At 61.3% G+C, this 24794-nt stretch carries 30 protein-coding genes and 2 pseudogenes; 17 read left to right on the forward strand and 15 right to left on the reverse strand.

Annotated features, from left to right (window positions below):
* Positions 1-25 precede the first annotated feature (25 nt).
* Positions 26-1183, reverse strand: coding sequence for an aminotransferase class I/II-fold pyridoxal phosphate-dependent enzyme (locus tag MHI61_RS14055; RefSeq protein WP_239792451.1), 1158 nt, complete (start codon positions 1181-1183; stop codon positions 26-28).
* A 210-nt stretch (positions 1184-1393) separates the two neighbouring features.
* Here MHI61_RS14055 and MHI61_RS14060 point away from each other — a divergent pair, with 210 nt between their 5' ends.
* The 6 genes from MHI61_RS14060 (at position 1394) to MHI61_RS14085 (ending at position 6219) form a co-directional block, all read left to right on the forward strand.
* Complete coding sequence (locus MHI61_RS14060; protein WP_239792452.1) at positions 1394-2152, forward strand: DsbA family protein; 759 nt, start codon at positions 1394-1396, stop codon at positions 2150-2152.
* Between the two features lie 146 nt (positions 2153-2298).
* Positions 2299-2736 carry a type II 3-dehydroquinate dehydratase gene (gene aroQ / locus MHI61_RS14065; protein ID WP_085742420.1) on the forward strand — a complete coding sequence of 146 codons (438 nt, stop codon included), beginning with the start codon at positions 2299-2301 and terminating at the stop codon, positions 2734-2736.
* A gap of 20 nt (positions 2737-2756) precedes the next feature.
* On the forward strand, positions 2757-3230 hold the full coding sequence (gene accB / locus MHI61_RS14070) for an acetyl-CoA carboxylase biotin carboxyl carrier protein (RefSeq protein WP_239792453.1): 474 nt from the start codon (positions 2757-2759) through the stop codon (positions 3228-3230).
* A gap of 4 nt (positions 3231-3234) precedes the next feature.
* Entirely contained in the window at positions 3235-4590 is a 1356-nt protein-coding gene (gene accC, locus MHI61_RS14075; protein WP_016732915.1) for an acetyl-CoA carboxylase biotin carboxylase subunit, read from the forward strand.
* 7 nt (positions 4591-4597) lie between these two features.
* Positions 4598-5212 carry a leucyl/phenylalanyl-tRNA--protein transferase gene (gene aat / locus MHI61_RS14080; protein ID WP_222139792.1) on the forward strand — a complete coding sequence of 205 codons (615 nt, stop codon included), beginning with the start codon at positions 4598-4600 and terminating at the stop codon, positions 5210-5212.
* Between the two features lie 62 nt (positions 5213-5274).
* Positions 5275-6219: a DUF2167 domain-containing protein gene (locus MHI61_RS14085; protein WP_239792454.1), complete on the forward strand. Its 945-nt coding sequence runs from the start codon at positions 5275-5277 to the stop codon at positions 6217-6219.
* Positions 6220-6305: 86 nt separating this feature from the next.
* Here MHI61_RS14085 and MHI61_RS14090 read toward each other — a convergent pair whose 3' ends face one another.
* The 5 genes from MHI61_RS14090 to gatB form a co-directional block, all read right to left on the reverse strand.
* Positions 6306-6746 carry a DUF2155 domain-containing protein gene (locus MHI61_RS14090; RefSeq protein ID WP_097579123.1) on the reverse strand — a complete coding sequence of 147 codons (441 nt, stop codon included), beginning with the start codon at positions 6744-6746 and terminating at the stop codon, positions 6306-6308.
* A 114-nt stretch (positions 6747-6860) separates the two neighbouring features.
* Positions 6861-7259, reverse strand: coding sequence for an NADH:ubiquinone oxidoreductase subunit NDUFA12 (locus MHI61_RS14095; protein WP_004671258.1), 399 nt, complete (start codon positions 7257-7259; stop codon positions 6861-6863).
* Positions 7260-7361: 102 nt separating this feature from the next.
* Positions 7362-7835, reverse strand: coding sequence for a GNAT family N-acetyltransferase (locus MHI61_RS14100; RefSeq protein WP_239792455.1), 474 nt, complete (start codon positions 7833-7835; stop codon positions 7362-7364).
* 4 nt (positions 7836-7839) lie between these two features.
* Positions 7840-8343, reverse strand: coding sequence for a GNAT family N-acetyltransferase (locus MHI61_RS14105; RefSeq protein ID WP_239792456.1), 504 nt, complete (start codon positions 8341-8343; stop codon positions 7840-7842).
* Positions 8344-8346: 3 nt separating this feature from the next.
* The gene (gene gatB / locus MHI61_RS14110; RefSeq protein ID WP_097579120.1) at positions 8347-9849 is read right to left on the reverse strand and encodes an Asp-tRNA(Asn)/Glu-tRNA(Gln) amidotransferase subunit GatB; all 1503 of its coding nucleotides are present in this window, start codon (positions 9847-9849) and stop codon (positions 8347-8349) included.
* Between the two features lie 259 nt (positions 9850-10108).
* On the opposite strand from gatB, the gene MHI61_RS14115 reads away from it, so the two are divergent.
* Together MHI61_RS14115 and MHI61_RS14120 are read left to right on the forward strand one after the other, a co-directional pair.
* The gene (locus MHI61_RS14115; RefSeq protein ID WP_183838601.1) at positions 10109-10285 is read left to right on the forward strand and encodes a hypothetical protein; all 177 of its coding nucleotides are present in this window, start codon (positions 10109-10111) and stop codon (positions 10283-10285) included.
* A 7-nt stretch (positions 10286-10292) separates the two neighbouring features.
* On the forward strand, positions 10293-10667 hold the full coding sequence (locus tag MHI61_RS14120) for a VOC family protein (RefSeq protein WP_222144363.1): 375 nt from the start codon (positions 10293-10295) through the stop codon (positions 10665-10667).
* Between the two features lie 78 nt (positions 10668-10745).
* On the opposite strand, the gene MHI61_RS14125 is transcribed toward MHI61_RS14120, so the two are convergent.
* Positions 10746-11252 carry a GNAT family N-acetyltransferase gene (locus MHI61_RS14125; protein WP_239792457.1) on the reverse strand — a complete coding sequence of 169 codons (507 nt, stop codon included), beginning with the start codon at positions 11250-11252 and terminating at the stop codon, positions 10746-10748.
* A gap of 310 nt (positions 11253-11562) precedes the next feature.
* On the opposite strand from MHI61_RS14125, the gene MHI61_RS14130 reads away from it, so the two are divergent.
* Positions 11563-11820, forward strand: coding sequence for a YjhX family toxin (locus MHI61_RS14130; RefSeq protein ID WP_239792458.1), 258 nt, complete (start codon positions 11563-11565; stop codon positions 11818-11820).
* A 51-nt stretch (positions 11821-11871) separates the two neighbouring features.
* On the opposite strand, the gene MHI61_RS14135 is transcribed toward MHI61_RS14130, so the two are convergent.
* From MHI61_RS14135 to MHI61_RS14155, 5 genes are all read right to left on the reverse strand, one after another.
* Positions 11872-12147, reverse strand: coding sequence for a hypothetical protein (locus tag MHI61_RS14135; RefSeq protein WP_239792459.1), 276 nt, complete (start codon positions 12145-12147; stop codon positions 11872-11874).
* A 21-nt stretch (positions 12148-12168) separates the two neighbouring features.
* Positions 12169-12639, reverse strand: a complete 471-nt coding sequence (locus tag MHI61_RS14140; RefSeq protein WP_239792840.1) for a GNAT family N-acetyltransferase — start codon at positions 12637-12639, stop codon at positions 12169-12171.
* A gap of 20 nt (positions 12640-12659) precedes the next feature.
* Positions 12660-14141 carry an Asp-tRNA(Asn)/Glu-tRNA(Gln) amidotransferase subunit GatA gene (gene gatA / locus MHI61_RS14145; protein ID WP_239792460.1) on the reverse strand — a complete coding sequence of 494 codons (1482 nt, stop codon included), beginning with the start codon at positions 14139-14141 and terminating at the stop codon, positions 12660-12662.
* 58 nt (positions 14142-14199) lie between these two features.
* A complete protein-coding gene (gene gatC / locus MHI61_RS14150) occupies positions 14200-14487 on the reverse strand; it encodes an Asp-tRNA(Asn)/Glu-tRNA(Gln) amidotransferase subunit GatC (RefSeq protein ID WP_049734290.1) in 288 nt (95 codons plus the stop codon).
* Between the two features lie 69 nt (positions 14488-14556).
* Positions 14557-15261 (reverse strand): metal-dependent hydrolase, encoded by a 705-nt coding sequence (locus MHI61_RS14155; RefSeq protein ID WP_097665489.1) that lies wholly within the window; start codon positions 15259-15261, stop codon positions 14557-14559.
* A gap of 112 nt (positions 15262-15373) precedes the next feature.
* Here MHI61_RS14155 and ruvX point away from each other — a divergent pair.
* Positions 15374-15867, forward strand: a pseudogene (gene ruvX / locus MHI61_RS14160) (Holliday junction resolvase RuvX).
* Here the strand turns inward: ruvX and MHI61_RS14165 are convergent.
* The 3 genes from MHI61_RS14165 to MHI61_RS14175 all read right to left on the reverse strand — a co-directional run bounded on the left by MHI61_RS14165 (position 15804) and on the right by MHI61_RS14175 (position 17095).
* Positions 15804-16136, reverse strand: coding sequence for a DUF6105 family protein (locus MHI61_RS14165; RefSeq protein WP_097579111.1), 333 nt, complete (start codon positions 16134-16136; stop codon positions 15804-15806). The pseudogene ruvX and the gene MHI61_RS14165 overlap by 64 nt on opposite strands.
* Complete coding sequence (locus tag MHI61_RS14170) at positions 16133-16306, reverse strand: hypothetical protein (RefSeq protein WP_239792461.1); 174 nt, start codon at positions 16304-16306, stop codon at positions 16133-16135. The genes MHI61_RS14165 and MHI61_RS14170 overlap by 4 nt, the downstream gene beginning before the upstream one ends.
* Positions 16307-16435: 129 nt before the next feature.
* The gene (locus MHI61_RS14175; protein ID WP_239792462.1) at positions 16436-17095 is read right to left on the reverse strand and encodes a TetR/AcrR family transcriptional regulator; all 660 of its coding nucleotides are present in this window, start codon (positions 17093-17095) and stop codon (positions 16436-16438) included.
* A gap of 236 nt (positions 17096-17331) precedes the next feature.
* Here MHI61_RS14175 and map point away from each other — a divergent pair, with 236 nt between their 5' ends.
* The 7 genes and pseudogenes from map to MHI61_RS14210 all read left to right on the forward strand — a co-directional run bounded on the left by map (position 17332) and on the right by MHI61_RS14210 (position 24730).
* Positions 17332-18168 carry a type I methionyl aminopeptidase gene (gene map / locus MHI61_RS14180; protein ID WP_004673840.1) on the forward strand — a complete coding sequence of 279 codons (837 nt, stop codon included), beginning with the start codon at positions 17332-17334 and terminating at the stop codon, positions 18166-18168.
* A gap of 7 nt (positions 18169-18175) precedes the next feature.
* Complete coding sequence (radC, locus tag MHI61_RS14185) at positions 18176-19000, forward strand: DNA repair protein RadC (protein ID WP_239792463.1); 825 nt, start codon at positions 18176-18178, stop codon at positions 18998-19000.
* Between the two features lie 105 nt (positions 19001-19105).
* A complete protein-coding gene (locus MHI61_RS14190) occupies positions 19106-20293 on the forward strand; it encodes an alpha-hydroxy acid oxidase (RefSeq protein WP_239792464.1) in 1188 nt (395 codons plus the stop codon).
* Positions 20283-20456, forward strand: a pseudogene (locus MHI61_RS14195) (JAB domain-containing protein); the annotation flags it as partial. The gene MHI61_RS14190 and the pseudogene MHI61_RS14195, both read left to right, overlap by 11 nt.
* 77 nt (positions 20457-20533) lie before the next feature.
* Positions 20534-21940, forward strand: coding sequence for a Si-specific NAD(P)(+) transhydrogenase (gene sthA / locus MHI61_RS14200; RefSeq protein WP_239792465.1), 1407 nt, complete (start codon positions 20534-20536; stop codon positions 21938-21940).
* Positions 21941-21995: 55 nt separating this feature from the next.
* Positions 21996-22799 (forward strand): endonuclease/exonuclease/phosphatase family protein, encoded by an 804-nt coding sequence (locus MHI61_RS14205; RefSeq protein ID WP_239792466.1) that lies wholly within the window; start codon positions 21996-21998, stop codon positions 22797-22799.
* Positions 22800-22960: 161 nt separating this feature from the next.
* Positions 22961-24730 (forward strand): radical SAM protein, encoded by a 1770-nt coding sequence (locus MHI61_RS14210; RefSeq protein WP_239792467.1) that lies wholly within the window; start codon positions 22961-22963, stop codon positions 24728-24730.
* Positions 24731-24794 lie beyond the last annotated feature (64 nt).

The following is a 24794-nucleotide window of genomic DNA, read 5'->3' on the forward strand; positions in this document are numbered from 1 at the left end:
GCAGGCGAGCGGCCACCCGTAAACGCTACTTCAACCAGCCGGCGATTCGCTCCACCGCCTCGGCGATCTCTGCCTGCGATCCCGCGTAAGACAAGCGCAGGGTGCGGTGTCCCTCCAGCGGATCGAAGTCCATGCCGGGGGTTGCAGCGACGTTGATTTCGGCGAGCATGCGTTTGGCAAAGCCCATGCTGTCATTGGTGAAGCGCGAGACATCGAGATAGGCATAGAAGGCGCCGTCCATCGGCGAAGCCGGTGCGAGGCCGATCTTCGGCAGGCGGTCGAGCAGCAGGTCGCGGTTGGCGGCATAACTTGCTTTGACTTTATCAAGCTCTTCGGCTGCGCCGAGGGCGGACGTGGCGGCGATCTGGGAGAGTTCGGGCGGGGAGATATAGAGGCTCTGCGCCACCCGCTCGATCGGCCGCACCAGGCGCTCGGGCAGCACCATCCAGCCGATTCGCCAGCCGGTCATGCAATAATATTTGGAGAAGGAGTTGATGACGATCGCCTCGTCGGTCAGTTCCAGCGCGCTCGCCTCCTCGCCGGCAAAGGTCAGCCCGTGGTAGATTTCATCGGAAATGAAGGCGATGGAATGGGCCGCGCAGTAATCCGAAAGCGCCTTCAGCCCCTCGCGGCCGGTCACCGTGCCGGTCGGGTTGGCGGGGCTTGCTAGCAGCACGCCCTTCAGTCTCACGCCGCTTTCCTTCTGCACCGCCTCGAGGCTCTCGGGGGTGAGCGTGAAGTGGGTCTCGGCCGTTACCGGCACCTCGACGACCGACAGACCCAGCGCGCCGAGAATATTGCGATAGGCGGGATAACCCGGTCTTGCGATCGCCACCGCATCGCCGGCATCGAAAAGCGACAGAAAGGCGAGATTGAAGCCGGCCGAGGAACCTGTGGTGACGGCAATGCGCGCCGGATCGATCTCCAGGCCGTGGCGATCCTTGTAATGCCAGGCAAGTGCCGATTTCAGCCGCGCCGTTCCCAGCGCGTCGGTGTAACCGATCCGGCCTTCGGCAAGGGCTTCGCGCGCCGCTTGGAGGGCCGCCTGAGGGGCTGGATGCGAGGGTTGACCGACCGCCATCGAGATGACGGGATGTCCGCCCGCACGCCGCTTCGTCGCCTCCGCCAGCACGTCCATGGCATGAAAAGGCTCGACTTCGCTGCGTTTGGATATGGAAAACAAGATCGTTTCTCGCTCGGCTTCTTCAATGACGGCCCGACAATTGCCGCATTAATCGGCTCATCACAATCCCGCGAGCGTTACGCGGGGATGAAAAATTCCTGTTTGAGCGGAACCGAACGCCCTCTACCTTGACGCGACGCATTCAAGTCCATTAACCCGGCGACGGTCTTCTCGATCGGGAGACCACCCATCGCCGTTGACGAGGATATCATGGCCTTCTTCCCGAAAACCTTCACCGCATTGGCGCTTGCCGCATCGATCGCCCTTCCGTTTCCAGCGGCAGCGCTCGACGACCAGCAGAAGAAGGAGTTCGGCGAGTTCATCAAGCAATATCTGATCGAGAATCCCGAGATCATGCTCGATGTCCAGGCGGCCTTGCAGAAGAAGCAGGAAGCCCAGCGGCTGGCGAAAGCCAACATGGCGATCGAAGAGAACACGACCGACATCTTCGATTCGAAGAACGACGTCACGCTCGGCAATCCGAAGGGCGACGTTACCGTCGTCGAGTTCTTCGATTATAATTGCAGCTACTGCCGTCATGCGCTTCCCGACATGCAGGCGATGCTGAAGAAGGACAAGAACGTCCGATTCGTGCTCAAGGAATTTCCGATCCTCGGGCCGGATTCGGTCGCCGCCCACAAGGTGGCGGACGCCTTCCGCAAGCTGGCGCCTGAAAAATACGCCGATTTCCATGTCGCCTTGCTCAGCAGCGAGGGTCGCGCCTCGGACGAAAGCGCGATCGCGGTTGCCGCCTCGCTTGGCGTCAGCGAAGACAAGATCCGCGCCGAGATGGCGAAGAGCCCGAACGACGGCATCGTCCAGGCGACCTACCAGCTCGCCTCCAGCCTCGGCATCAGCGGCACGCCCTCCTACGTAATCGGCAATGAAATGGTGCCGGGCGCCGTCGGGCTCGACGATCTCGAAGCCAAGGTCAAGAATATGCGCAGCTGCGGCAAGACCGCCTGCTGAGCAAGGCGGCCATCTCATCGCCAAAATCGAAGCGTTTCAGCCATGTGGACAAATGTGGCGCGATTCCTGCCGGGCAATCCGTAAGGGCTTTCATTCAGCCTTCGCGGAGTCTATAGGTTGCCGTCGTGCATTTTACGGAACATTCGATGACGCAAACGATTTTTGTCCTGAACGGCCCCAACCTGAACATGCTGGGTAAAAGAGAACCCGGCATCTATGGCGGCAAGACGTTGAAGGACATCGAGGCGGACTGCAAGGCCGCCGGCCGCGAACTCGGCTTCGATATCGATTTCCGCCAGAGCAATCACGAAGGTACGCTTGTGGATTGGTTTCACGAGGCCGACGAAAAGGCTGTCGGCGTCGCCATCAATGCAGGCGCCTACACGCACACCTCGGTCGCGCTGCATGATGCGATCCGCGCTATTTCCATTCCCGTCGTCGAACTCCACATATCCAACGTCCATGCACGGGAAGAATTCCGCCACAAATCGATGATCGCGCCGGCATGCAAGGGCGTGATCTGCGGTTTCGGGCCTCACAGCTACATACTGGCGCTGCATGCGCTGAAGAACATCACGGCATAAGAAGAAGACAGGGCAACACCATGGCTGAAAAGAAATCGGGTATCGATCAGGCACTGATCCGCGATCTCGCCAACATTCTCAACGAGACGGATCTGACGGAGATCGAGGTCGAGCAGGATGACTTGCGCATCCGCGTTTCGCGCAACGGCACGACGCAATATGTGCAGGCGCCGATCGCAGCACCGGCCTTTGCCCCGCCCGCAGCCGCCGCTCCGGCAGCGGCAGGCGCCGCGCCGGCCGCTGCCCCCACCCGCAATCCTGCCAATGTCGTCAATGCGCCGATGGTCGGCACCGTCTATATGGCGCCGGCTCCGGGCGCGCGCCCCTTCATCGAGATCGGCGCCACCGTCAAGGAAGGCCAGACGCTGATCATCATCGAAGCGATGAAGACGATGAACCAGATTCCCTCGCCGAAGTCGGGCAAGGTGACCGAAATTCTCGTCGATGACGGGCATCCCGTCGAATACGGCCAAGCCCTCGTCGTCATCGAATAGGCCCATGCCCATGATTTCGAAAATCCTCATCGCCAATCGCGGGGAAATCGCCCTTCGTGTGCTCCGGGCCTGCAAGGAGCTCGGCATTGCCTGCGTCGTGGTGCATTCCACCGCCGACGCCGATGCCATGCATGTGCGCCTTGCCGACGAAAGCGTCTGCATCGGTCCGCCCTCCTCGCGTGAGAGCTATCTCAATATCCACCAGATCGTCGCAGCCTGCGAGATCACCGGCGCCGACGCCGTGCATCCGGGCTACGGCTTTCTCTCCGAGAACGCCAAGTTCGCCGATATTCTCGACGCCCATGGCATCACCTTCATCGGGCCGACGGCGGATCATATCCGCATCATGGGCGACAAGATCACCGCCAAGACGACGGCGCTGGAACTCGGCATCCCTGTCGTTCCCGGCTCGGACGGTGAAGTGAAGACCGAAGAGGATGCGCTGCGGACGGCCGCCGAAATCGGCTATCCCGTGCTGATCAAGGCAACTGCCGGCGGCGGCGGGCGCGGCATGAAGGTCGCCAGGAGCGAGGCCGATCTGATCGAGGCCTGGTCGACGGCGCGCACGGAAGCGGCAGCCGCCTTCGGCAACGATGCCGTCTACATGGAAAAATATCTCGGCAAGCCGCGCCACATCGAAATCCAGGTATTCGGAGACGGCGAAGGCAATGCCATCCATCTCGGCGAGCGCGACTGCTCGCTGCAGCGCCGCCACCAGAAGGTCTGGGAAGAGGCGAATTCGCCAGCGCTCAATGTCGAGCAGCGGATGAAGATCGGCCAGATCTGCGCCGACGCCATGAAGAAGCTGAAATATCGCGGCGCCGGCACGATCGAATTCCTCTACGAGAACGGCGAGTTCTATTTCATCGAAATGAACACCCGCCTGCAGGTGGAACATCCGATCACCGAAGCGATCACCGGTATCGACCTCGTGCACGAGCAGATCCGTGTCGCTTCCGGCGGCGGCCTGTCGGTGACGCAGGACGAAGTGCATTTTTCCGGCCACGCCATCGAATGCCGCATCAATGCCGAGGATGCGCGCACCTTCGTGCCCTCGCCCGGCACGATCACGCATTTCCATGCGCCGGGCGGCCTTGGCGTGCGCATCGATTCCGGCGCCTATCAGGGCTACAAGATCCCGCCCTATTACGACAGCCTGATCGGCAAGCTGATCGTGCACGGTCGCACCCGCGTCGAGTGCATGATGCGGTTGCGCCGCGCGCTCGATGAATTCGTCGTGGACGGCATCAAGACGACGCTGCCGTTGTTCCAGGAACTCGTCTCCAATCAGGATATCGCCAACGGCGACTACGACATCCACTGGCTGGAACACCACCTCGCCAACACACCGGCGGCATAGGACAGGAATGGCAGGATCGCGCAGGAAGTCACCAGGCATCACCCCTGACATTCTCCTGCGCGCCTATTCCATCGGCCTCTTCCCGATGGCCGAATCCGCAGACGACCCGGAGATTTTCTGGGTCGAGCCGGAAATGCGCGGCGTGTTGCCGCTCGATCGTTTCCATGTATCGAAGAGCCTCGCCAAGACGGTGCGCCGACATCCCTTCGAGATCCGTTTCGACCACGCCTTCGAATCGGTGATCGCCGCTTGCGCCGAGGAGACATCGGGTCGCCCCAGCACCTGGATCAACCAGACCATCCGATCGCTCTATTCGACGCTGTTCGACATGGGCCACGCCCATACCGTTGAAGCGTGGCACGGCGATGAACTGGTCGGCGGTCTCTACGGCGTCTCGCTCGGTTCGGCCTTCTTCGGCGAAAGCATGTTTTCACGCCGCACGAACGCTTCGAAGATCTGCCTCGTGCATCTGGTCGACCGGCTGAGAGAAAGGGGCTTTACCCTGCTCGACACCCAGTTCACCACCGAGCATCTGAAGACGTTCGGAGCGATCGACGTTCCGAAGGCCGATTATGCCGCGCTGCTTGCCGCCGCGATGGAATCGCCACACCTGAAGTTTTAAGCGCTATCGTTTCATCCCTGCGTTGATTTTCCGGCCGATTTCAGTAGCTTCCGGAAAATACAATGGGGGATAGAATTTTGAGACGATATTTTGCGGCGGCGATGCTTTTCGCCTTACTTGCAGCTCAGGCCGAGGCACGTCCCTATCAAGAGATGTTTTCTGGCAGGACCGATTTTTCCGAGACGGAAAAACCGTTACTGGAAAAACTTGATTTTCAGCAGGGTGTGATCAAGCTGCCCGAAGCGAAGGCGACGCTCAATATACCCGCCGACTTCTACTATCTCAGCCCGGCCGACACGAAGACGGTGCTTGTCGATATCTGGGGAAATCCGCCGGCGGCGGCCGATGGAACGCTGGGAATGATCTTCCCGGCGAAATACGCGCCGACCGACCCGCAATCCTGGGGATCGATCGTGGAATACAGCGCGGACGGTTATGTCTCAGACAGCGATGCCGCCACGACGAATTACGACGAACTGCTGCAGAACATCAAGGATGCGATCAGCGAAAGGAATCCTGAGCGCGAAAAGCAAGGCTTCCCGAAGATCACCCTTGTCGGCTGGGCTTCGGCGCCGCGCTATGACAAGCCGGCCCATGCAATGCACTGGGCGCGCGATCTGATTTTCGGCAACGACACGCAATCCGAGCACACGCTGAATTATTCCGTGCGCGTGTTCGGGCGCGAGGGTGTCTTTGAATTCGACTTCGTTGCCGGACTCGGACAGTTGAAGGAGATCGAGGCGGTCATTCCGACGGTCACGAAGCTCGTGCAGTTCGACAAGGGGATGACCTATGGCGACTACGTCGACGGCGACAAGGTCGCGGCCTACGGCATGGCAGGAATGATCGCCGCAGGCGCTGGCGCCAAGATTGCCGCAAAGGTAGGACTGCTGGCCCTTGCCCTTGCCTTCTTCAAAAAGGCCGGCATCCTTGTCGTCGTCTTGGCCGGCGTTGCGCTTCGCTTTGCCAAAAGCCTTTTCAACAGGAACAAAACACCGACCGCTTAGGGGCGCGATACGCGCGTCAAAGCGTTGCTCCTTGCGCGTCTCAAAGAGAGGCGCTGACGCGGCGCGGTGCCGCCGCGCGACACGTGTTAACGGGCAGTCGCCTTGGTGCCGTCAGGAGCCGGGACGTCCGAGCTCGTCTTGCAGTCCTTCAGCCAGACGTCGTAGATCGGGTGCTCGACGGCGTTGAGGCCGGGGCTGGCGGCAAACATCCAGCCAGTGAAGATGCGGCGGATCTTGCGGTCGAGGGTGATCTCGTCGACCTCGACAAAACCGTCGATCTTCTGCGCTTCGGCCTGATCGCGCGAATAGCAAGCCTTTGGCGTCACCTGCAATGCGCCGAACTGCACCGTCTCGTTGACATAAACATCGAAGGTGGTGATACGGCCGGTGATCTTGTCGAGGCCGGAGAAGACGGCAACCGGGTTTTCAATGCGGGCGGCATGTGCCGCACCGGTCGGAAGCAGAGCCGAGAGCGCCAGCAGCGATCCGGCGGCACGCAGGACCATGTTCCGCGTGAAGAGCTTCATGTACCCGTCTCCAGATAATTTTCAGTTTCATCCGCGGTCAAGCGCGGCCAACCTGCGGGTAAAGGTCAATTGTGGCCAAAAGCCGGGGCTTGGGGTTCGCCCTGGTCAGCCGTCTCAGTTGCCGGGTGTCCAGGCGTCGTAATCGCCGGTGACGCGCGGACGCTCGCCGGGAACCGCGAGAGAGCCCGGCGGGCGGTAAGCCTGTGGCGATCCGGTGAGGTTGGGGCGGTGCGTCTTCTGCCATTCCTTGGCGACGTAGTTTTCCTTGGACGGAGGAACATCGGTGCGATGATGCATCCAGCCGTGCCAGCCCGGCGGAATGGCCGAGGCTTCGGCATAACCCTTGTAGATTACCCAGCGCTTCGGCAGACCGTAGGAGGACATGCCGCCTTCATAATAGACGTTGCCGAATTCATCCTCTCCGACGCGCTTGCCGAAACGCCAGGTCGCAAAACGCGTGCCCATCGTCTGACTGTTCCACCAGGTGAAGGTCTGAACCAGAAGATTCCACATGTCTTTTCCTTGTGCCCGCCAGTGCGGACCAAACCAGAATTCGTTTTCTCGCTTATGCCGTCGCCAAGCCGAATTGTCCAGCGATTCCACGAGAGCCAAGGGTCATTTCAAGGCCATCTTGAAGCCCAAATGCGAAGGTTTGAAGCCAAGCCTTTCATAGAAACGATGGGCGTCTTGGCGTATCGCATTCGAGGTCAATTGCACAAGGCGCACACCGTGGCCTTTTGCCTCGGCGATGGCGAATTCGATCATCCGAGCGCCGATCCCCTGCCCGCGCATATCCGAGCGCGTCTGCACCGCCTCGATGATCATCGCCGAGGAGCCGCGGCCGGTCAGCGTCGTCGTCAGCATCGTCTGGAACGTACCGACGACCTCGCCGCCGCGCTCGGCGACATAAAGCGTCTGCTCGGGCGAAGCCTCGATGGCTGTGAAAGCCCTGACATAATCGGCAAAGGCCTCAGGATCCGTCGTATCGCCGTGACCACCGAGCGCATCGGCGGCAAAGATTGCCACGAGGGCCGGCAGATCCTCCTGCCGCGCCCGGCGAATGACGATCACGGATGAGGCGGTCGCCATGGACTCAATGGCCTTCGAGCGGTTTTTCGAAGATCAGCGCCGGAATGCCGGATTGCCCGGGCGCGCTATACGCGTTGCGGCCGACCTCGGTGAAGCCGTGCGCCCGGTAGAAGGCGATCGCCGCCGCATTTTGCGGCTCGACTTCGAGACGCATGATTTCGGCATCGGGAAAGCAGGTTTCGAGCTCGGCGAAGATATCGCGGCCGATGCCCCGGCGCTGCAGCGCCGGGCTGACATAGAGGAGGTGCAGCATGACCGTTTTCGTCAACGCCTGCGACATCGCCGCATAACCCACGCCGCCGATCTTGCGGCCGTCGTCGGCGACGAGAAATTCGGCATCTTTGCGCGCCAGGCGCGCCTTCAACGCCGCCGGCGTGAAGAGATGGGCGATCAGGTCGACCACCTTGGTCTTGCCATGCAGGTCGTCATAGGTGGCGTGAAAGCTCTCCACCAGCAAGGCGCGGACCTTCTCCAGGTCGCCCTCGCCGGCGGTGCGGACGAAATACACCGCTTATTCCTCGATGCCGAGCTTTGCCTTGACCAGCGCCTGGACGGCCTGCGGATTGGCTTTACCGCCGGTCGCCTTCATCACCTGGCCGACAAACCATGCGGCCATGGTCGGCTTCGCCTTGACCTTTTCCACCTGATCGGGATTGGCAGCGATGATCTCGTCGACGGCCTTTTCGATCGCGCCGGTATCCGTCACCTGCTTCATGCCGCGCGCTTCGACGATTTCGGCGGGGTTGCCGCCTTCGGTCAGCACGATCTCGAAGAGGTCCTTGGCGATCTTGCCTGATATGGTTCCAGCCTTGATAAGGTCGATGATGGCGCCGAGCTGGGCCGGAGAAACAGGCGTCTGTTCGATGTCCTTGCCGGTGCGGTTCAGCGCGCCGAGCAGGTCGTTGATCACCCAGTTTGCCGCCGTCTTGCCGTCGCGGCCGGCGGCCACGGCCTCGAAGTAATCGGCGATTGCCTTTTCGGAGACGAGCACGGAGGCGTCGTAGACCGACAGGCCGAGCTCGCGCACGAAGCGCTCCTTCTTGTCGTCAGGCAGTTCCGGAAGATCGGCTGCCAGCGCCGTGACGAAGGCATCGTCGAACTCGAGCGGCAGCAGGTCCGGATCTGGGAAGTAACGATAGTCGTGCGCATCCTCCTTGGAACGCATGGAGCGCGTCTCGCCCTTGTTCGGATCGAAGAGGCGCGTCTCCTGCTCGATCTCGCCGCCATCCTCGAGAATGCCGATCTGGCGGCGGGCTTCATATTCGATCGCCTGGCCGATGAAGCGGATGGAGTTGACGTTCTTGATCTCGCAACGGGTGCCGAAAGCCTCGCCCGGGCGGCGGACGGAGACGTTGACGTCGGCGCGCATCGAGCCCTCGTCCATGTTGCCGTCGCAAGTGCCGAGATAACGGACGATTGAACGCAGCTTGGTCATATAGGCCTTGGCTTCGTCGGATGAACGCATGTCGGGCTTGGAGACGATTTCCATCAGCGCCACGCCGGAGCGGTTCAGATCGACATAGGACATGGTCGCATGCTGGTCATGCATCGACTTGCCGGCATCCTGCTCCAGATGCAGGCGCTCGATGCCGATCTCGATATCCTCGAACTGGCCCTGACGGTCCGGCCCCAGCGAAATGACGATCTTGCCCTCGCCGACGATCGGATCCTTGAACTGCGAGATCTGATAGCCCTGCGGCAGGTCGGGGTAGAAATAGTTCTTGCGGTCGAAGAGCGAGCGCTTGTTGATCTGAGCCTTGAGGCCGAGACCGGTGCGCACCGCCTGCTTCACGCATTCCTCGTTGATGACGGGCAGCATGCCGGGCATGGCGGCATCGACCAGCGACACGTTCGAATTCTGCGGCTTGCCGAATTCCGTCGAGGCGCCGGAGAAGAGCTTCGAATTGGACAGCACCTGGGCATGGACTTCCATGCCGACGATGACTTCCCAGTCGCCGGTGGCGCCGGGGATGAATCGTTTCGGATCGGGCGTGCGGACGTCGACAAGGGTCATCTGATACTCTTTGCAGGCTGTTCTTTTCCACTGGTGAGGTAAAGGAAATGGCGTGCGGGTGCAAGGCTTTCGCGGCGTTAGCAGCTGCCGATGGTCGCTAATGGCCGAGAAGCTGCTTTGCACCGAAGCGGAGTATGTTCCCATATGCGAAGCGATCGAAACGAGCTTCGATCGTCCGCGATTGTCGATACCGCAGTCCTCTCTATCTTTGTCCAAAAAATACTGCTCGGACTTGAGGCCCTCACAATAGGAGGCTCAATTGAAGGATTATCTGCCCTATCTGGTCGGAACCCTCACGGGGGTGCTGGTCGCGCTCATCATTTCCGCCTTGTTGACGCTGCAGGGAACACCCCAGCTCATGCTTTTCGCACTGCTACCGGCCATCGGTGGCGCGATCGTCGAGCGCGTTTCCCAGCGCCGATCCGACAAGTCGTAGAAGCGCCATGGGAAGGCTGAAGGAAATCGTCATCGACTGCGACTTTCCCTGGCGTGTTGCCCGTTTCTGGGCGGCGGCGCTCGATGGCTACGAAGTGATGCCGTATGACGGTGCGGAGCTCGCTCGCCTTGCCGCGATGGGGCTGACACCTGAAACGGACCCGACCGTGATGGTCGACGGTCCCGGAACACGCCTCTGCTTCCACCTTCGCCAGGGAGAGCGTCCCGCCCGCAACCGTGTCCACCTCGATATCGCCGCTTCGGATCGCAGACAAGAAGTGGAACGGCTCTTATCCCTCGGCGCGACTTTCGTGCGTGAGACGGATGCCTACACGGTCTTGAATGATCCCGAGGGCAATAACTTCTGCGTCACCTCGGAATAGCCTCGCGAACGGCGCCCGGCGGCATTTGCAGATGCGCGCCGCAAGCAATCATCCGCCTTCTGCGGGGCCTTTGAAACCTCAGAATTCCTGTCCGTATCCGCCGCCGTCGGAGACGAGCTGCTTCGTCAGCCCGACGGAAGGCACGTCGCGGTCGAGCTTCGGATTATAGGCGACCGAGAGCCAGTGGATGCTGTAGCCGTGTTTCCGGAAAAAGCCGATCGCCTCGCTGTTGCCGGAATGGGTCTGCATCGCCGCCTTTGCGAAGCCCTGATCGGCGATCTCCGTTTCGATGCGCTCGAGGAGCGCCGAACCCAGCCCCTGGCGAGTGAAGACGGGGTCGATCCAGAAATCCGAGATGGTTTCATCCAGGCCCTCGCGCGCCGCCCAGCCGGCGACCTGGCCGTTCTGTTCGACGACGGTGATGGTCAGCCAGTCGTTTTCCACGAAGTTGCGAAAGGCGCTGCGCGCTGCATCGATCATCGCGTCCGATTCGCCGATCGACGCCATCGCCTTTTGCCAGGCCCTCAGCCCGATCTCACTCAAATGTTCCGCTTCCCCGTCGCGGGCATTGCGAATGTGGATCAACGACACCTCCGCGTTACCCCGTGACTAGACCATTGAGTCGCGGATTTTACCAGTGCCCGCAAAGGGATGACGGATCGAAACCATGGTTTTCGACCGTTTTTGAACGGCAAAGGCGCTCTTGACCGCCTTTTGCGACCCCAATACAAAACCCCATCGAGGTGTTTTATGTTGAACCTGTCTGAGACCCGGTAAAGGCCCTGCCCGCAAGTTTTCTTGCGCGCATGGGCCCGAAAAAACGAAGCCCTGACGTTCGAATGAGCGTCGGACCGTTTTTGTGCGCCCTGCCGGGCGCGATACCGGATCTCAACACATGGACATTTCCCGCACGGAGCAGCGCATCCTGCATCTCATGGCCCAAGGCGGCCGCATCGAAATCATCCGCGACGACGACAGGAGGATCGAGAACGTCAGTTGCTTTACCCGCGACGGCTGGCTCTATCCCGGCGTCGACCTCGATCTCTTCCGCAGGCTGAAGCGGCTGAAGGCGATCAAATCGTCAGGCGGCCAGCCCTATCGGATTACCGAAAGAGGGTTGAAGTTGGTCAGATCGCAGCTGGACAACAGATAATCGGGCAATCAACCTGATCGCGCCTCAAACCGGCGCGGTCAGGGCTCGGCCTCAAGCCTTCCGGGACAATATCGCTCGCATCGCCGCCCATTCGTCGGCCATCGTGCCGGTTCCGCGCGTCTTGCCGGCGCGGCGATACCAGTAATCGGCATTCCAGTCGTCGCCCTCAATGCGATGACAGAGGGCATGGCCCCAGTCGAACGGCTGTTCGCCTTCGTGGCCCTGACAGATATCGTGAACCGCCTGCCAATCCGCGCCCATGACGAAACCGCCGGCCGCAAGACGATCGATTGCCTCGATCAGTCGCACAAGATCATTATTCGCCATAAGACCTCATCTCCGGTTTGGCTATCGATCAGCCAATGGCTTCTCCATATGCACCTTTTCGAGCGGGACGCCCATGCTCTTGGAAAATTCGACACCATGCCAGATGGTGCTGAAGCCGCAGCGTTCGTAGAGCCGGATCGCGCGCTCATTCCTCGCATGTGTGTCGAGCCGGACCGTCGCCAGCCCTTCGGTCGCCATCAGCTCACACAAATGCAACAGCAGAGCCAGGCCGACACCCTTGCCCTGATAAAGCGGATGCACCCAGAGATCGGAGACATAATTCCGTTCGCCTTCCCGCGCACCCCAGCCGACGATCTCGCCTGCTAGTTCGGCAACGAAAATTTCGCCCTTCGTCTCATGTGGAAAGGCGGCGAACTCCTGCTGTACCTTGGCGATCACATGAGGATCGCGATAGCAATCCTCGAACGCCTCGCCCGCGGCCCATGCGGCAAAGCCGATGGCGCCGACCGCTTTGTGGTCGGCAGGCACTATTATTCGGATCGTAAGGTCCGTTACCACCACTTGGCCGGCGTAAACTTGCCGGCAGCCTGCTCGATGACGTAGGCGGTCTTGAAGAGGGTTTCCTCGTCGAAAGCCTTGCCGATCAGCTGCAGGCCGAGCGGCAGGCCCTTCTGGTCGAGACCCGCCGGCACGGCGATGCCCGGCAGGCCGGCCATGTTGACCGTCACCGTGAAGATGTCGTTCAGATACATCTTGACCGGATCGGCGGCGAGGTTCTCGTCGGCGACGCCGAAGGCTGAAGATGGGGTGGCCGGCGTCAGGATGGCGTCGACACCGGCGTCGAAGGCGAGCTCGAAATCGCGCTTGATCAGCGTGCGGACCTTCTGGGCGCGGATGTAATAGGCATCGTAATAGCCGGCCGACAGCACATAGGTGCCGATCATGATGCGGCGCTTGACTTCCTGGCCGAAGCCGGCGGCGCGCGTCTTCTCGTACATGTCGACGATATCCTTGCCGTCGACGCGCAGGCCGTAGCGCACGCCGTCGTACCGCGCCAGGTTCGAGGATGCCTCGGCGGGGGCGACGATGTAATAGGCCGGAAGCGCATATTTTGTGTGCGGCAGCGAAATATCGACGATCTCGGCGCCGGCATCCTTCAGCCAGGCAATGCCCTGGCGCCACAGGGTCTCGATCTCCTCGGGCATGCCGTCGACGCGATATTCGTTCGGGATGCCGATCTTCATGCCCTTCAACGACTGGCCGAGGACGGCCTCGTAATCCGGCACCGGCAGATCGACCGAGGTCGTGTCCTTGGCGTCGACGCTTGCCATCGACTTCAAAAGGATCGCGGCATCGCGCACGTCGCGGGCGATCGGACCGGCCTGATCGAGCGAGGAGGCGAAAGCCACGGTACCCCAGCGCGAGCAGCGGCCATAGGTCGGCTTGATGCCGACGGTACCGGTGAAGGCGGCGGGCTGGCGGATCGAGCCGCCGGTGTCGGTCGCGGTGGCGCCGGCGCAAAGATGCGCGGCGACGGCCGCAGCCGAGCCGCCGGAGGAGCCGCCCGGAACGAGCTGCTGGTTGGAGCCCTCAGCCCGCCAGGGATTGATCACCGGGCCGTAATAGGAAGTCTCGTTGGACGAGCCCATGGCGAATTCGTCCATGTTCAGCTTGCCGAGCATGACGGCGCCGTCATCCCAAAGGTTCTGCGTGACGGTTGATTCATAACGCGGCTCGAAGCCGTCGAGGATATGGCTGCAAGCCTGGGTGTGGACACCGACGGTGGCGAAGAGATCCTTGATGCCGAGCGGAATGCCTTCCAGCTCGCCGGCCGTGCCGGCGGCGATGCGCTCGTCCGATTTTCTCGCCATGACGCGGGCCAGATCCGGCGTGACCTTCACATAGGCGTTCAGCCGTTCATTGGCCGCATCGATCGCCGAGATATAAGCGTCGGTCAGTTCGAGTGCGGTGATTTCCTTGGCGCGCAGCTTCCCGCGGGCTTCGGCAATGGTCAGGCTGGTGAGTTCGCTCATCGTGTTTTCGCTTCAGATCTTTAAAATGGCAACAGGGTCGGAAAGAGGCGTTCGAGCCCTATTCGACGACTTTCGGCACCAGGAAGAAATTGTGGTCGGTGACCGGCGCGTTGGCGACGATATCGGCCGCCTTGCTGCCATCGGTCACCGCATCGGTCCGCTTCTTCATCGCCATCGGGGTGACCGACGTCATCGCCTCGACGCCGTCGACATTGACTTCAGAGAGCTGCTCGACGAAGCCCAAGATGCCGTTCAGCTCGCCGACCATGCGATTTGCCTCGTCCTCGGAGACGGCAATACGGGCAAGGTGGGCGACGCGCTTCACGGTGGCAAGATCGACGGACATGGCATTCTCCGGATAGGATTTTTCCTACCCGCTATAAAGGCCATGTCCGCCCGGTGCAACGGGGTTTCGTCAGATCGACAGGCTCTCGGCAGGCTTCAGCGCCTTCACCTGCGTCTTCGATCCCTCCATGCCGTCAATGAACTTATCGGCGGTCTGATCGATGATCGGGAAGGTGCCGAAGTGGCAGGGGATCGCGGTCTTGAAGCTGAAATAACGCTGGCAGGCGAGTGCCGCCACCGCGCCGCCCATGGTGAAGCGGTCGCCGATCGGCACGAAACCGATATCGGGCTGGTGCAGTTCGTTGATGAGCCCCATGTCGGAGAAGATGTCGGTGTCGCCCATGGCGAAGATCGAGGCTTCGTCGTCGAAATGCAGCATCAGGCCGTTGGCATTGCCAAGCGCATGCGAGACGCCGTCCTCAGTGATCTGGGCGGAGGAATGCAGCGCATTGGTGAAGGTCGCCGAGAAGCCGCCGAAGGTGATCGTGCCGCCGGTATTGCCCATTTCGATCCTGTCGACGCCCTTGGAACCCAGCCAGGCGGCGAGATCGGCATTGGCGAGAACGACGGCGCCGGTTTCCTTGGCCAGCGCGACCGTATCGCCGACATGGTCGCCATGGCCGTGCGTCAGCAGGATATGGGTGATGCCTGAAGAAACATCCTTGATATCCTGGCCGGCAAAGGAAGCGTTATGATTGAGGAACGGGTCGAGCAGGATCTTCGCCTTTCCGGTCTCGATGCGAAAGGCGGAATGGCCAAGCCAGGTGATCTTCATAAAATTCTCCTTACGTGATGCAAAATCTGATTTCGATGGTAAGGACATATCTCATGCGCCGGCGAGGGAAAGCGGCGGCGGCTTCAATTTCTTTTGACGGGATGAAACGGCAATGACGGTGCTGACGATCGAGGATATGGCCGGGATTCTTGCCCCGGGCAGGCCATCGCCGGCCTCGATCTCGGCACCAAGACCATCGGGCTTTCGATGTCCGATCTCGGACGGCGGTTCGCCACGCCACGACCGGTGATCCGCCGCGTCAAATTCACCATCGATGCGCAGGCGCTGCTGGATTTCGCGGCAACGGAAAAGGTCGCGGGCTTCGTGATCGGCCTGCCGATGAACATGGACGGATCGGCGGGTCCGCGCGTGCAGGCGACGCGCGCCTTCGTGCGCAACATGGAGCAGAAGACGGCGCTGCCCTTCGTCTATTGGGATGAGCGGCTTTCGACGGTTGCGGCGGAACGAACCCTAATCGAAATGGACGTCTCGCGGAGCAAGCGGGCCGAACGGATCGATTCGGCCGCGGCCAGCTTCATTCTTCAGGGTGCGCTCGACAGACTTTCCTTGCTGGCAAGATCTGCAGGAGAGGAATTCAGCGCCTGACGCGCCTGCCACCAGGCTATGATCGACTTGCGCTTTCTGAAGCCGAGGAGGGCGAAGACGATGAGACTGTCGACGGCGATTGCCCGGGCAACGAGCGGCGGGATAGCCTCCGGCGGCATGCCGAGCGCCTCGCCGTAGAGCTGGAACGTCAGGTCGTGGACCTGACGCGTCAGCATCAGCACGCCAAAATTGATGTCGTAATAGGAGAGCCAGTACCATCCGCCCAGAAAGACGATGGGGCCGGCCCAGAAGATCAGAAACCACTTCATGCGGCCTCTCCTCCATACTTGCGCGCGACGGGCAGATCGAGGGAGACCAACCACGTCGACAATGCCATGGTGCAAAGCACCAGCGTCGGAATTGCAATATCCAGCGCCAGGATTGCGAAGAACATCACTGCCGTCACCAGAAAGGCGGCTTTGGCGATCTTGCTTCCCATGGATGTCAACTCGGGACTCTCACTCGTACCATCTCTGCTGATGGCACAGTGTCGGCTTAACCCGCCCCACGCAACGTAAACCATTCGTTAAGGTTAACGCCGGCCCGCCTCCTGTGGATAACGCGAATGTCAGCCGTAGACGCCGCGCACGAGACGCTTCAGCGCCGTCGCCGCCTTCTCCCAATCCTTTGATGTCTTGAGCGACAGGCCGGCGCATTGGCCGCCGGCGGCCCCGGCAAGCACGAGATGCTGGATGGCAGCGATGACGACGGCGTTGACGGCGGCCGCATCCACACCTTTCGGCGGCGCCAGCGAGCCGCGCATGCGATCCAGCCACAGGGCGAGAGCCTTCGAACGCGCTTCCGAGAGCCGCCTCACCTGCTCGGTATTTTCCGACACCTCCCAGGCGAGGATGCGGCGCATCAGGGGATCATTTTTCAAGGCGTCGAGCAGAAGCAGCGCCAGCCGCTCCATCAGATCGCCGTAGGTGAGCAGGAACATGCCGCCGGCATCTTCCGGAATACGATCCCTCACCCATGTGCCGAGATCGGCGCCGATCGCCTCGACCAGACCGTCAAGGCCGCCATAATAGCGATAGATCAGCTGCTTGTCGCAACCGGCGCGGCGGGCGACGGCATTGATGCCGAAATTCTGGAAGCCTTCTTCCGCCAGCAGGCTCTTGGCGGCGGCAAGGATGGCGCGCTCGGTGGCGCCGCGATCGCGCACCCGCCGTTCTGACGCCGCCTCGGCGCCGGGCGAACTCTCAAGATTTACCGCTTCATTCAGCATGACCGACCCTTCCCCGCTGTCACCAATCGGTGAGTAGCGGGGAGGTTTCCTCCAATCAATCCTATCCCTTTGGGAAGATTGTGGATATTTCGTTCGGCAGGAATAATTCGGCGTCGAATGGATGCTGGAGGCGGCCAAATCCCTTGAGAAATCTCGCCCCGACAGTTGATCGCGATGGACGAACCCGTCATAGCTGCATTATGAACAAAGCTAATATTCTCCGCTAAGGCCCTGCAATGGTGAACTATATCGAAGCCTCTTCCGCGCCGCCGAAGAACACCGGCGCCATCCGGCTTTACGACACGCAAGCATTCGACGGCATGCGCAAGGCATGCCAGCTGACCGCCCGCTGCCTCGATGCGCTGGCCGATATCGTCAAGCCCGGCCTGCTGACCGACGAGATCGACCGGTTCGTCTTCGATTTCGGCATGGACCACGGCGCCTATCCGGCGACGCTGAACTATCGCGGCTATACCAAGTCGACCTGCACCTCGATCAATCATGTGGTCTGCCACGGCATCCCGAACGACAAGCCGCTGCGCGAAGGCGATATCGTCAATATCGACGTCACCTTCGTGCTCGACGGCTGGCATGGCGATTCCAGCAGGATGTATCCCGTCGGCACGGTCAAGCGGGCCGCCGAGCGACTGCTCGAAGTGACCTATGAATCGCTGATGCGCGGCATTGCCGCGGTCAGGCCCGGCGCCCGCACCGGTGCAATCGGCGAAGCGATCCAGACCTATGCGGAGGCCGAGCGCTGTTCGGTGGTGCGCGATTTCTGCGGCCACGGCGTCGGCCGGCTGTTCCACGATTCGCCGAATATCCTGCATTACGGCCGCGCCAACGAAGGGCCGGAGCTGCGCGAAGGCATGATCTTCACCATCGAGCCGATGATCAATCTCGGCCGGCCGCATGTGAAGGTGCTGGCCGACGGCTGGACGGCGGTGACCCGCGACCGCTCGCTTTCGGCGCAATACGAGCATACCGTCGGCGTCACCGCCGACGGCTGCGAAATCTTCACGCTGTCACCTGCTGGGCTCGACCGGCCCGGACTGCCGTCGCTTGCCAGGTGACGTTCCTATGGCGAAGGGGCCTGCAGCGACATCTTCCGACGACGAGCTGCCTTTCGCGACTGAAGAGCCTGTTGCCGACGAACGTTCGTTCTTCGGCGACCGGCCGCAAAAACCAACCGCGCCGAATGCCCGGACCGCCCTGCCCGCTTCACTCTCCGCACCGGAACATTACCACGGTCATCGCGAGCGGCTGCGTGACCGCTTCCGCGAGCAAGGCGACACGGCGCTCGCCGATTATGAAATACTCGAGCTCCTGCTTTTCCGCCTGATCCCGCGGCGCGACACCAAGCCGATCGCCAAGGCGCTGATCGAACGCTTCGGCTCGCTTTCCGGCGTTTTTGGCGCGCCGGCGGCGCTGCTGACCGAGGTCAAGGGCGTCGGCGAGAATGTAGCGCTCGACCTGAAACTGATCGCGACCGTGGCCCACCGGACGCTGAAAAGCGAGATCAGAAGCAAGCAGGTGCTCTCCTCCTGGTCCTCGGTCATCCAGTACTGCCACGCCGCCATGGCGCACGAGACCCGCGAACAGTTCCGCATCCTCTTCCTCGACAAGCGCAATGTGCTGATCGCCGACGAGGTGCAGGGCCGCGGCACGGTCGACCATACGCCGGTCTATCCGCGCGAAGTGGTCAAGCGCGCGCTCGAGCTCTCGGCAACAGCGATCATCCTCGTCCACAACCACCCGTCCGGCGACCCGACGCCCTCACGCGCCGACATCGACATGACGAAGGTGATCATCGACGCGGCCAAGGCGCTCGACATCACCGTCCACGACCACATCATCATCGGCAAGGACGGCCATGTCAGCCTGAAGGGGCTGAAGCTGATCTGATAAGCAAGGCTGGAGTTGACAGCAGTCGGTGGTGCGCGATTGTATGCAATCTGCGCTCCATTCGCTGAACAATGCCCGCTGGGGATACCGAGAAGATGAAGCTCCATGACCATCCGCAGCGGCAACATTGATCGATCGACCCGGCTCTGCCACGGCGTGCTCTGCCTCGATGACTTTGAAATGAAGGCACGGCGACATCTGCCGAAGCCGCTGTTCGGTTATATCGCCGGCGCGACCGAGACAAATGCGTCGCTGCGGCATAATGCGGAAGCCTTCCAGGCCTATGCTTTCCGGCCTCGTGTCCTTCGGGACGTCTCGACGCGCAGCACCGAGACGAGCCTCTTTGGCATGACTCACGCCGCACCGTTCGGCATCGCGCCGATGGGGATCAGCGCGCTGATGGCCTATCGCGGGGACATCGTGCTCGCGCAAGGCGCGGATCAGTCGGGAATTCCGATGATCATAAGCGGTTCGTCACTCATCCCCCTGGAAGAGATCGCTGCGACTTCGCCACAAGCATGGTTTCAAGCCTATTTGCCCGGCGAACCCGATCGTATCGACGCTCTCATCGATCGCGTCGCTGCGGCCGGCATCGACACGCTCCTGCTGACCGTGGACACGGCGACGCTGCCCAACCGCGAAAACAATGTCAGGGCTGGATTTTCGACGCCTTTGCGTCCCGGTCTCCGCTTGGCATGGCAGGGCATCTCGCACCCTCGCTGGACCACCGGTACATTCTTGCGCACGATCGCCCGGCACGGCATTCCGCATTTTGAAAATTCCTATGCCACGAGAGGCGCGCCGATCATCTCCTCCAACGTCATGCGCGATTTCGGCAGGCGCGACCATCTCAACTGGGCCCATTTGGAGCAGATCCGCAAGAGGTGGTCCGGCAAGCTCGTGGTCAAGGGGATCATGCATCCTGAAGACGCGGCACGGGCGGCCGATACGGGGGCGGATGGAGTGATCGTCTCCAATCATGGCGGCCGCCAGCTCGACGGCACCGCATCTCCCCTTCAGGTCCTCCCGGAAATTGCGGCACGTGTCGGAGACAGCATCGCCGTCATGGTCGACGGCGGCATCAGGCGTGGAACTGATATCATGAAGGCACTGGCGCTCGGGGCCCGTTTCGTGTTCGTAGGCAGGCCGTTCCTTTATGCCGCAGCCGTCGCGGGACTACCGGGCGTGCTGAAGGCGGCGGATATCCTCAGGACGGAGCTGCATAGCAACATGGCGTTGCTCGGCGTTACCAAGGTGGGCGATATTTCCGCGGAGTACATCACCCGCGCATGAAAAGCCGTCGCGTGCTGACATCGATATGACGAAGGTAATCATCGACGCGGTGAAAGCACCTGATATCATTGTCCACGACCAGATCATCATTGGCAAGAACTGCCATGTCGCCTGGGATGCTGAAGCTGATAAAACACAGGTCTGGCTGAATCTGGGGTCGTAAAACAATCTGTAACATTGACCGGCTACCGATGAGGGGCGACATTTTTGTAGCAAATGATTCCAATCCGGGGCTAGAGGATGTTTCAGTACGATCTCGTTGTGGTGGGTAGCGGTCCCGCGGGGCGCCGCGGCGCGATCCAGGCTGCGAAACTCGGCAAGAAAGTGCTCGTCATCGAGCAGGGCAAGCGCGTCGGCGGCGTGTCCGTTCATACCGGCACCATCCCCTCGAAGACGCTGCGCGAGACCGCGCTCAATCTCTCCGGCTGGCGGGAACGCGGGTTTTACGGCCGATCCTACCGCGTGAAGCAGGAGATCAGCGCCGAAGACCTGCGCCGCCGCCTGCTGATTACCCTCGACCACGAGGTCGAGGTGCTCGAGCACCAGTTTGCCCGCAACCGCGTGCACCATATTCGCGGCAAGGCGAGCTTCGTCGATGCTTCAACGCTGCAGGTGATCAAGGATGACGGCGAGGTCACGCAGATCAGCGCCGCCAGCGTGCTGCTCGCCGTCGGCACCAAGCCGTTCCGCCCGGACTACATTCCCTTCGACGGCAAGACCGTTCTCGACAGCGATGAGCTGCTCGACATCCAGGAGCTGCCGCGCTCGATGATCGTCATCGGTGCAGGCGTCATCGGTATCGAATATGCAACGATCTTCAGCGCACTCGACACCGCCGTCACCGTGATCGACCCGAAGGCGACGATGCTCGACTTCATCGACAAGGAAATCATCGAGGACTTCACCTATCAGCTGCGCGACCGCAACATGAAACTGCTGCTCGGCCAGAAGGCCGACAAGGTCGAGACGCTCGATAACGGCAAGGTCGAACTGACGCTCGACAGCGGCCGGCGTCTCACGACCGACATGGTGCTCTTTGCGGCCGGCCGCATGGGGGCGACGGACACGCTGAACCTTGAGGCCATCGGCCTCGAGGCCGACAACCGCGGCCGTCTCAAGGTCAATCCCGAGACGTTTCAGACCTCGGTTCCGAACGTTTACGCCGCCGGCGACGTCGTCGGCTTTCCGAGCCTCGCCTCGACCTCGATGGAGCAGGGCCGGATCGCCGCCCGCGTGGCGATCGGCGCGGTCGCCAAGGAGCCGCCGAAATATTTCCCCTACGGCATCTATGCCGTGCCGGAGATTTCGACCTGCGGCCTGACCGAAGAAGAGATGAAGGAGCGCGGCATTCCCTATGAATGCGGCATCGCCCGCTTCCGCGAGACCTCGCGCGGCCATATCATGGGCCTCGACACCGGGCTTTTGAAGCTGATCTTCTCGCTGAAGACGCGCCGCCTGCTCGGCGTGCATATCGTCGGCGAAGGCGCCACCGAGCTGGTGCATATCGGCCAAGCGGTGCTCAACCTCAAAGGCACGGTCGAATATTTCGTCGAAAACACCTTCAATTATCCGACGCTCGCCGAAGCCTACAAGATCGCCGGCCTCGACGCCTGGAACCGGATGGGCGACATCAAGTCGGAATTGTAGGCGCACAGCGACAGGGCAGCCATCTCCATCCGGCCACCTAAGGGAGCCGAAGACATTGCGCATCATTTCGCTGAACGCATGGGGCGGCAGGCTGCATGAGGCGCTGATCGACTATGTCAGGCAGGCCGAACCTGACGTGCTATGCCTGCAGGAGGTGCTGCGGGCGCCGGATCCTGGTTCCGGATGGTCGATCTATCGCGATGCGGGGCTGGAATTGCCGCAGCGCGCCAACCTGTTTGCGGAAATCAGCGCCGCCCTGTCCGGCCATGACGGCTTCTTCTTCCCGACATCGAGAGGCGTGCTCTTCGACGGCGATGCCGCCATTGTCGCCGAATTCGGTCTGGCGACCTTCGTGCGCAAATCGCATTCCGTCATCGCCCAGGCGATAGACTTCGTGCACGGCGGTTTTTCCGCCGGCGGCTGGGGCGAACATCCCCGCCCGCGAAACGCGCATTGCATCCGTCTCTTCAGCCATGGGAACGCTTCCGCGATTACCATCGCCCATATGCATGGCCTGCGCGACCCAGCCGGCAAGGGCGATACGGTAGCGCGCGAAGAGCAGGCTCTGGCGCTGGCCGGGCTCATCGAACGGGTCTGGCCCGGCGACGAAGGGCTCGTGGTCTGCGGCGATTTCAACGTCCTGCCCGACAGCACGACCTTCAAGATCCTCGCCCGATTGGGCCTTTCCGATCTGGTCACAGGAAACGGCCTTGTCGACACGCGAACCTCCTACTATCTGAAGGAGGGCCGCTTTGCCGACTACATGCTGGTCACGCCGGGGGTCAAGGTTGGCAGGTTCGAGGTGGTCGAGGCGCCCGAGGTCTCCGACCACCGCGCATTGCTGCTCGATGTCGGGTAGTATATTGAGGAAGGATGGGCTGCGCGAAACTTTTGCGCGCACCCCCGATTTTTACGCCTTAGTTTAAACCCTGATCAATCGCATCGATACGCCGTGCCTGATTTGTGCTCTCAACTCCATTTTGCCTCCGGGCAGACGTTTCTAGAGAAAGATAGATACTCTTGTCCCATGCTTTGGAAGCCGCTCGCAGACGTTTTCAGCTGATCCTGATCAAGCCGTCGCATTATGACGATGACGGTTACGTCATCCGCTGGTGGCGGGCGATGATCCCCTCGAATTCGCTTGCGGCTCTCTACGGCATCGCCGCCGAATGCGCCGAGCGCCAGGTGCTCGGGCCCGATACGGCGATCGACATCACCGTGATCGACGAGACCAATACCCGCATCGACTTCCCCCGGCTGCTCGCCCAGTTCAAGCGCCACGGCAATTTCGGCATGGTCGCACTGGTCGGCGTCCAGTCGAACCAATATCCGCGCGCGCTCGATATCGCCCGCCCCTTCCGTGATGCCGGCCTGCCGGTTTCGATGGGCGGCTTTCATGTCTCCGGTTGCTTGTCGATGCTCGACGGCAAGGCGGTCGGGCTCGACGCCTGCCGCGACATGGGCATCTCGATGTTCGCCGGCGAGGCCGAGGGGCGGCTGGACATGGTGCTGCGTGACGCCGCTAGCGGCGAACTGAAGCCGCTCTATAACTTCATGAACGACCTTCCCGGCATCGGCGGTACGCCGGTTCCCTTCCTGCCGAAGGACAATATCCAGCGCACGCTCGGCCTCAGCACCAGCTTCGATGCCGGGCGCGGCTGTCCCTACCAGTGCTCGTTCTGCACCATCATCAACGTGCAGGGGCGCAAGTCGCGCTTCCGCTCGGCCGACGATGTCGAAAAGCTGGTGCGGATGAACTGGGCGCAGGGCATCCATAAATTCTTCATCACCGACGATAATTTCGCCCGCAACAAGGATTGGGAGGCGATCTTCGATCGGCTGATCGAGCTCAAGGAGCGGGACGGCATTCCGCTCGGCCTGATGATCCAGGTCGACACGCTCTGCCACAAGATCCCGAACTTCATCGAGAAATCCCGGCGTGCCGGCGTCACCCGAGTTTTCATCGGCCTCGAAAACGTCAATCCGGATAATCTGACCGCCGCCAAGAAGAACCAGAACAAGATCACCGAATACCGCAAGATGCTGCTCGCCTGGAAGGCGCAGGGCATCATGACGCTGGCCGGCTATATTCTCGGCTTCCCGGCCGATACGCCGGAATCGATCCGCCGCGATATCGCGATCATCCAGGAAGAGCTGCCGCTCGACGTCATCGAATTCTTCATCCTGACACCGCTGCCGGGCTCCGAGGACCATCAGGTCCTGTGGAAGAAGGGCGTCGAGATGGACGGCGATCTCAACATTTACGATGTCGAACATGTCTGCACTGCGCACCCCAAGATGAGCAAGCAGCAATGGGAAGAGATCTACCACGAGGCCTGGTCGCTCTATTATTCGCCTGACCATATGAAGACGCTGCTGCGCCGGGCCGTGGCGACCGGCGTGCCGCTGGCAAGGCTCGTCAAGGTTCTCGTCTCCTTCGCGACCACCGTGCCGCTGGAAAACGTGCATCCGCTGCAAAGCGGCCTCATGCGCCTGAAGACGCCGTCGGAGCGGCGCCCCGAACTGCCGCGTGAGAATCCGCTGATCTTCTGGCCGCGCTTTGCCTGGGAAACCTTGAGCAAACATGTTTCGCTCGCCGGCACGATCATCGGCCTGACGATTTCGGCTTTTCTGATTTCACGGGATGCCAAGTCGAAGAGCTACACGGATCAGGCCCTGACACCCGTCGCGGACGACGAGGAAGAGACGCTCAGCCTCTTCACCAAAACCGCCGGTGGAGCCGCGGCCGTCAGCCATGTCCGGAAAGTCGCGGAGCTGACACGGCATTGAGCCCACAGCTCCCGCTCAAGCGCCTCGCTTGAAGAAAGGTTGATGCGAGGCGCTCTCCCAATTC

Origin of the sequence: Rhizobium sp. K102 (assembly GCF_022385315.1) — a bacterium.
Classification (GTDB): domain Bacteria; phylum Pseudomonadota; class Alphaproteobacteria; order Rhizobiales; family Rhizobiaceae; genus Rhizobium; species Rhizobium croatiense.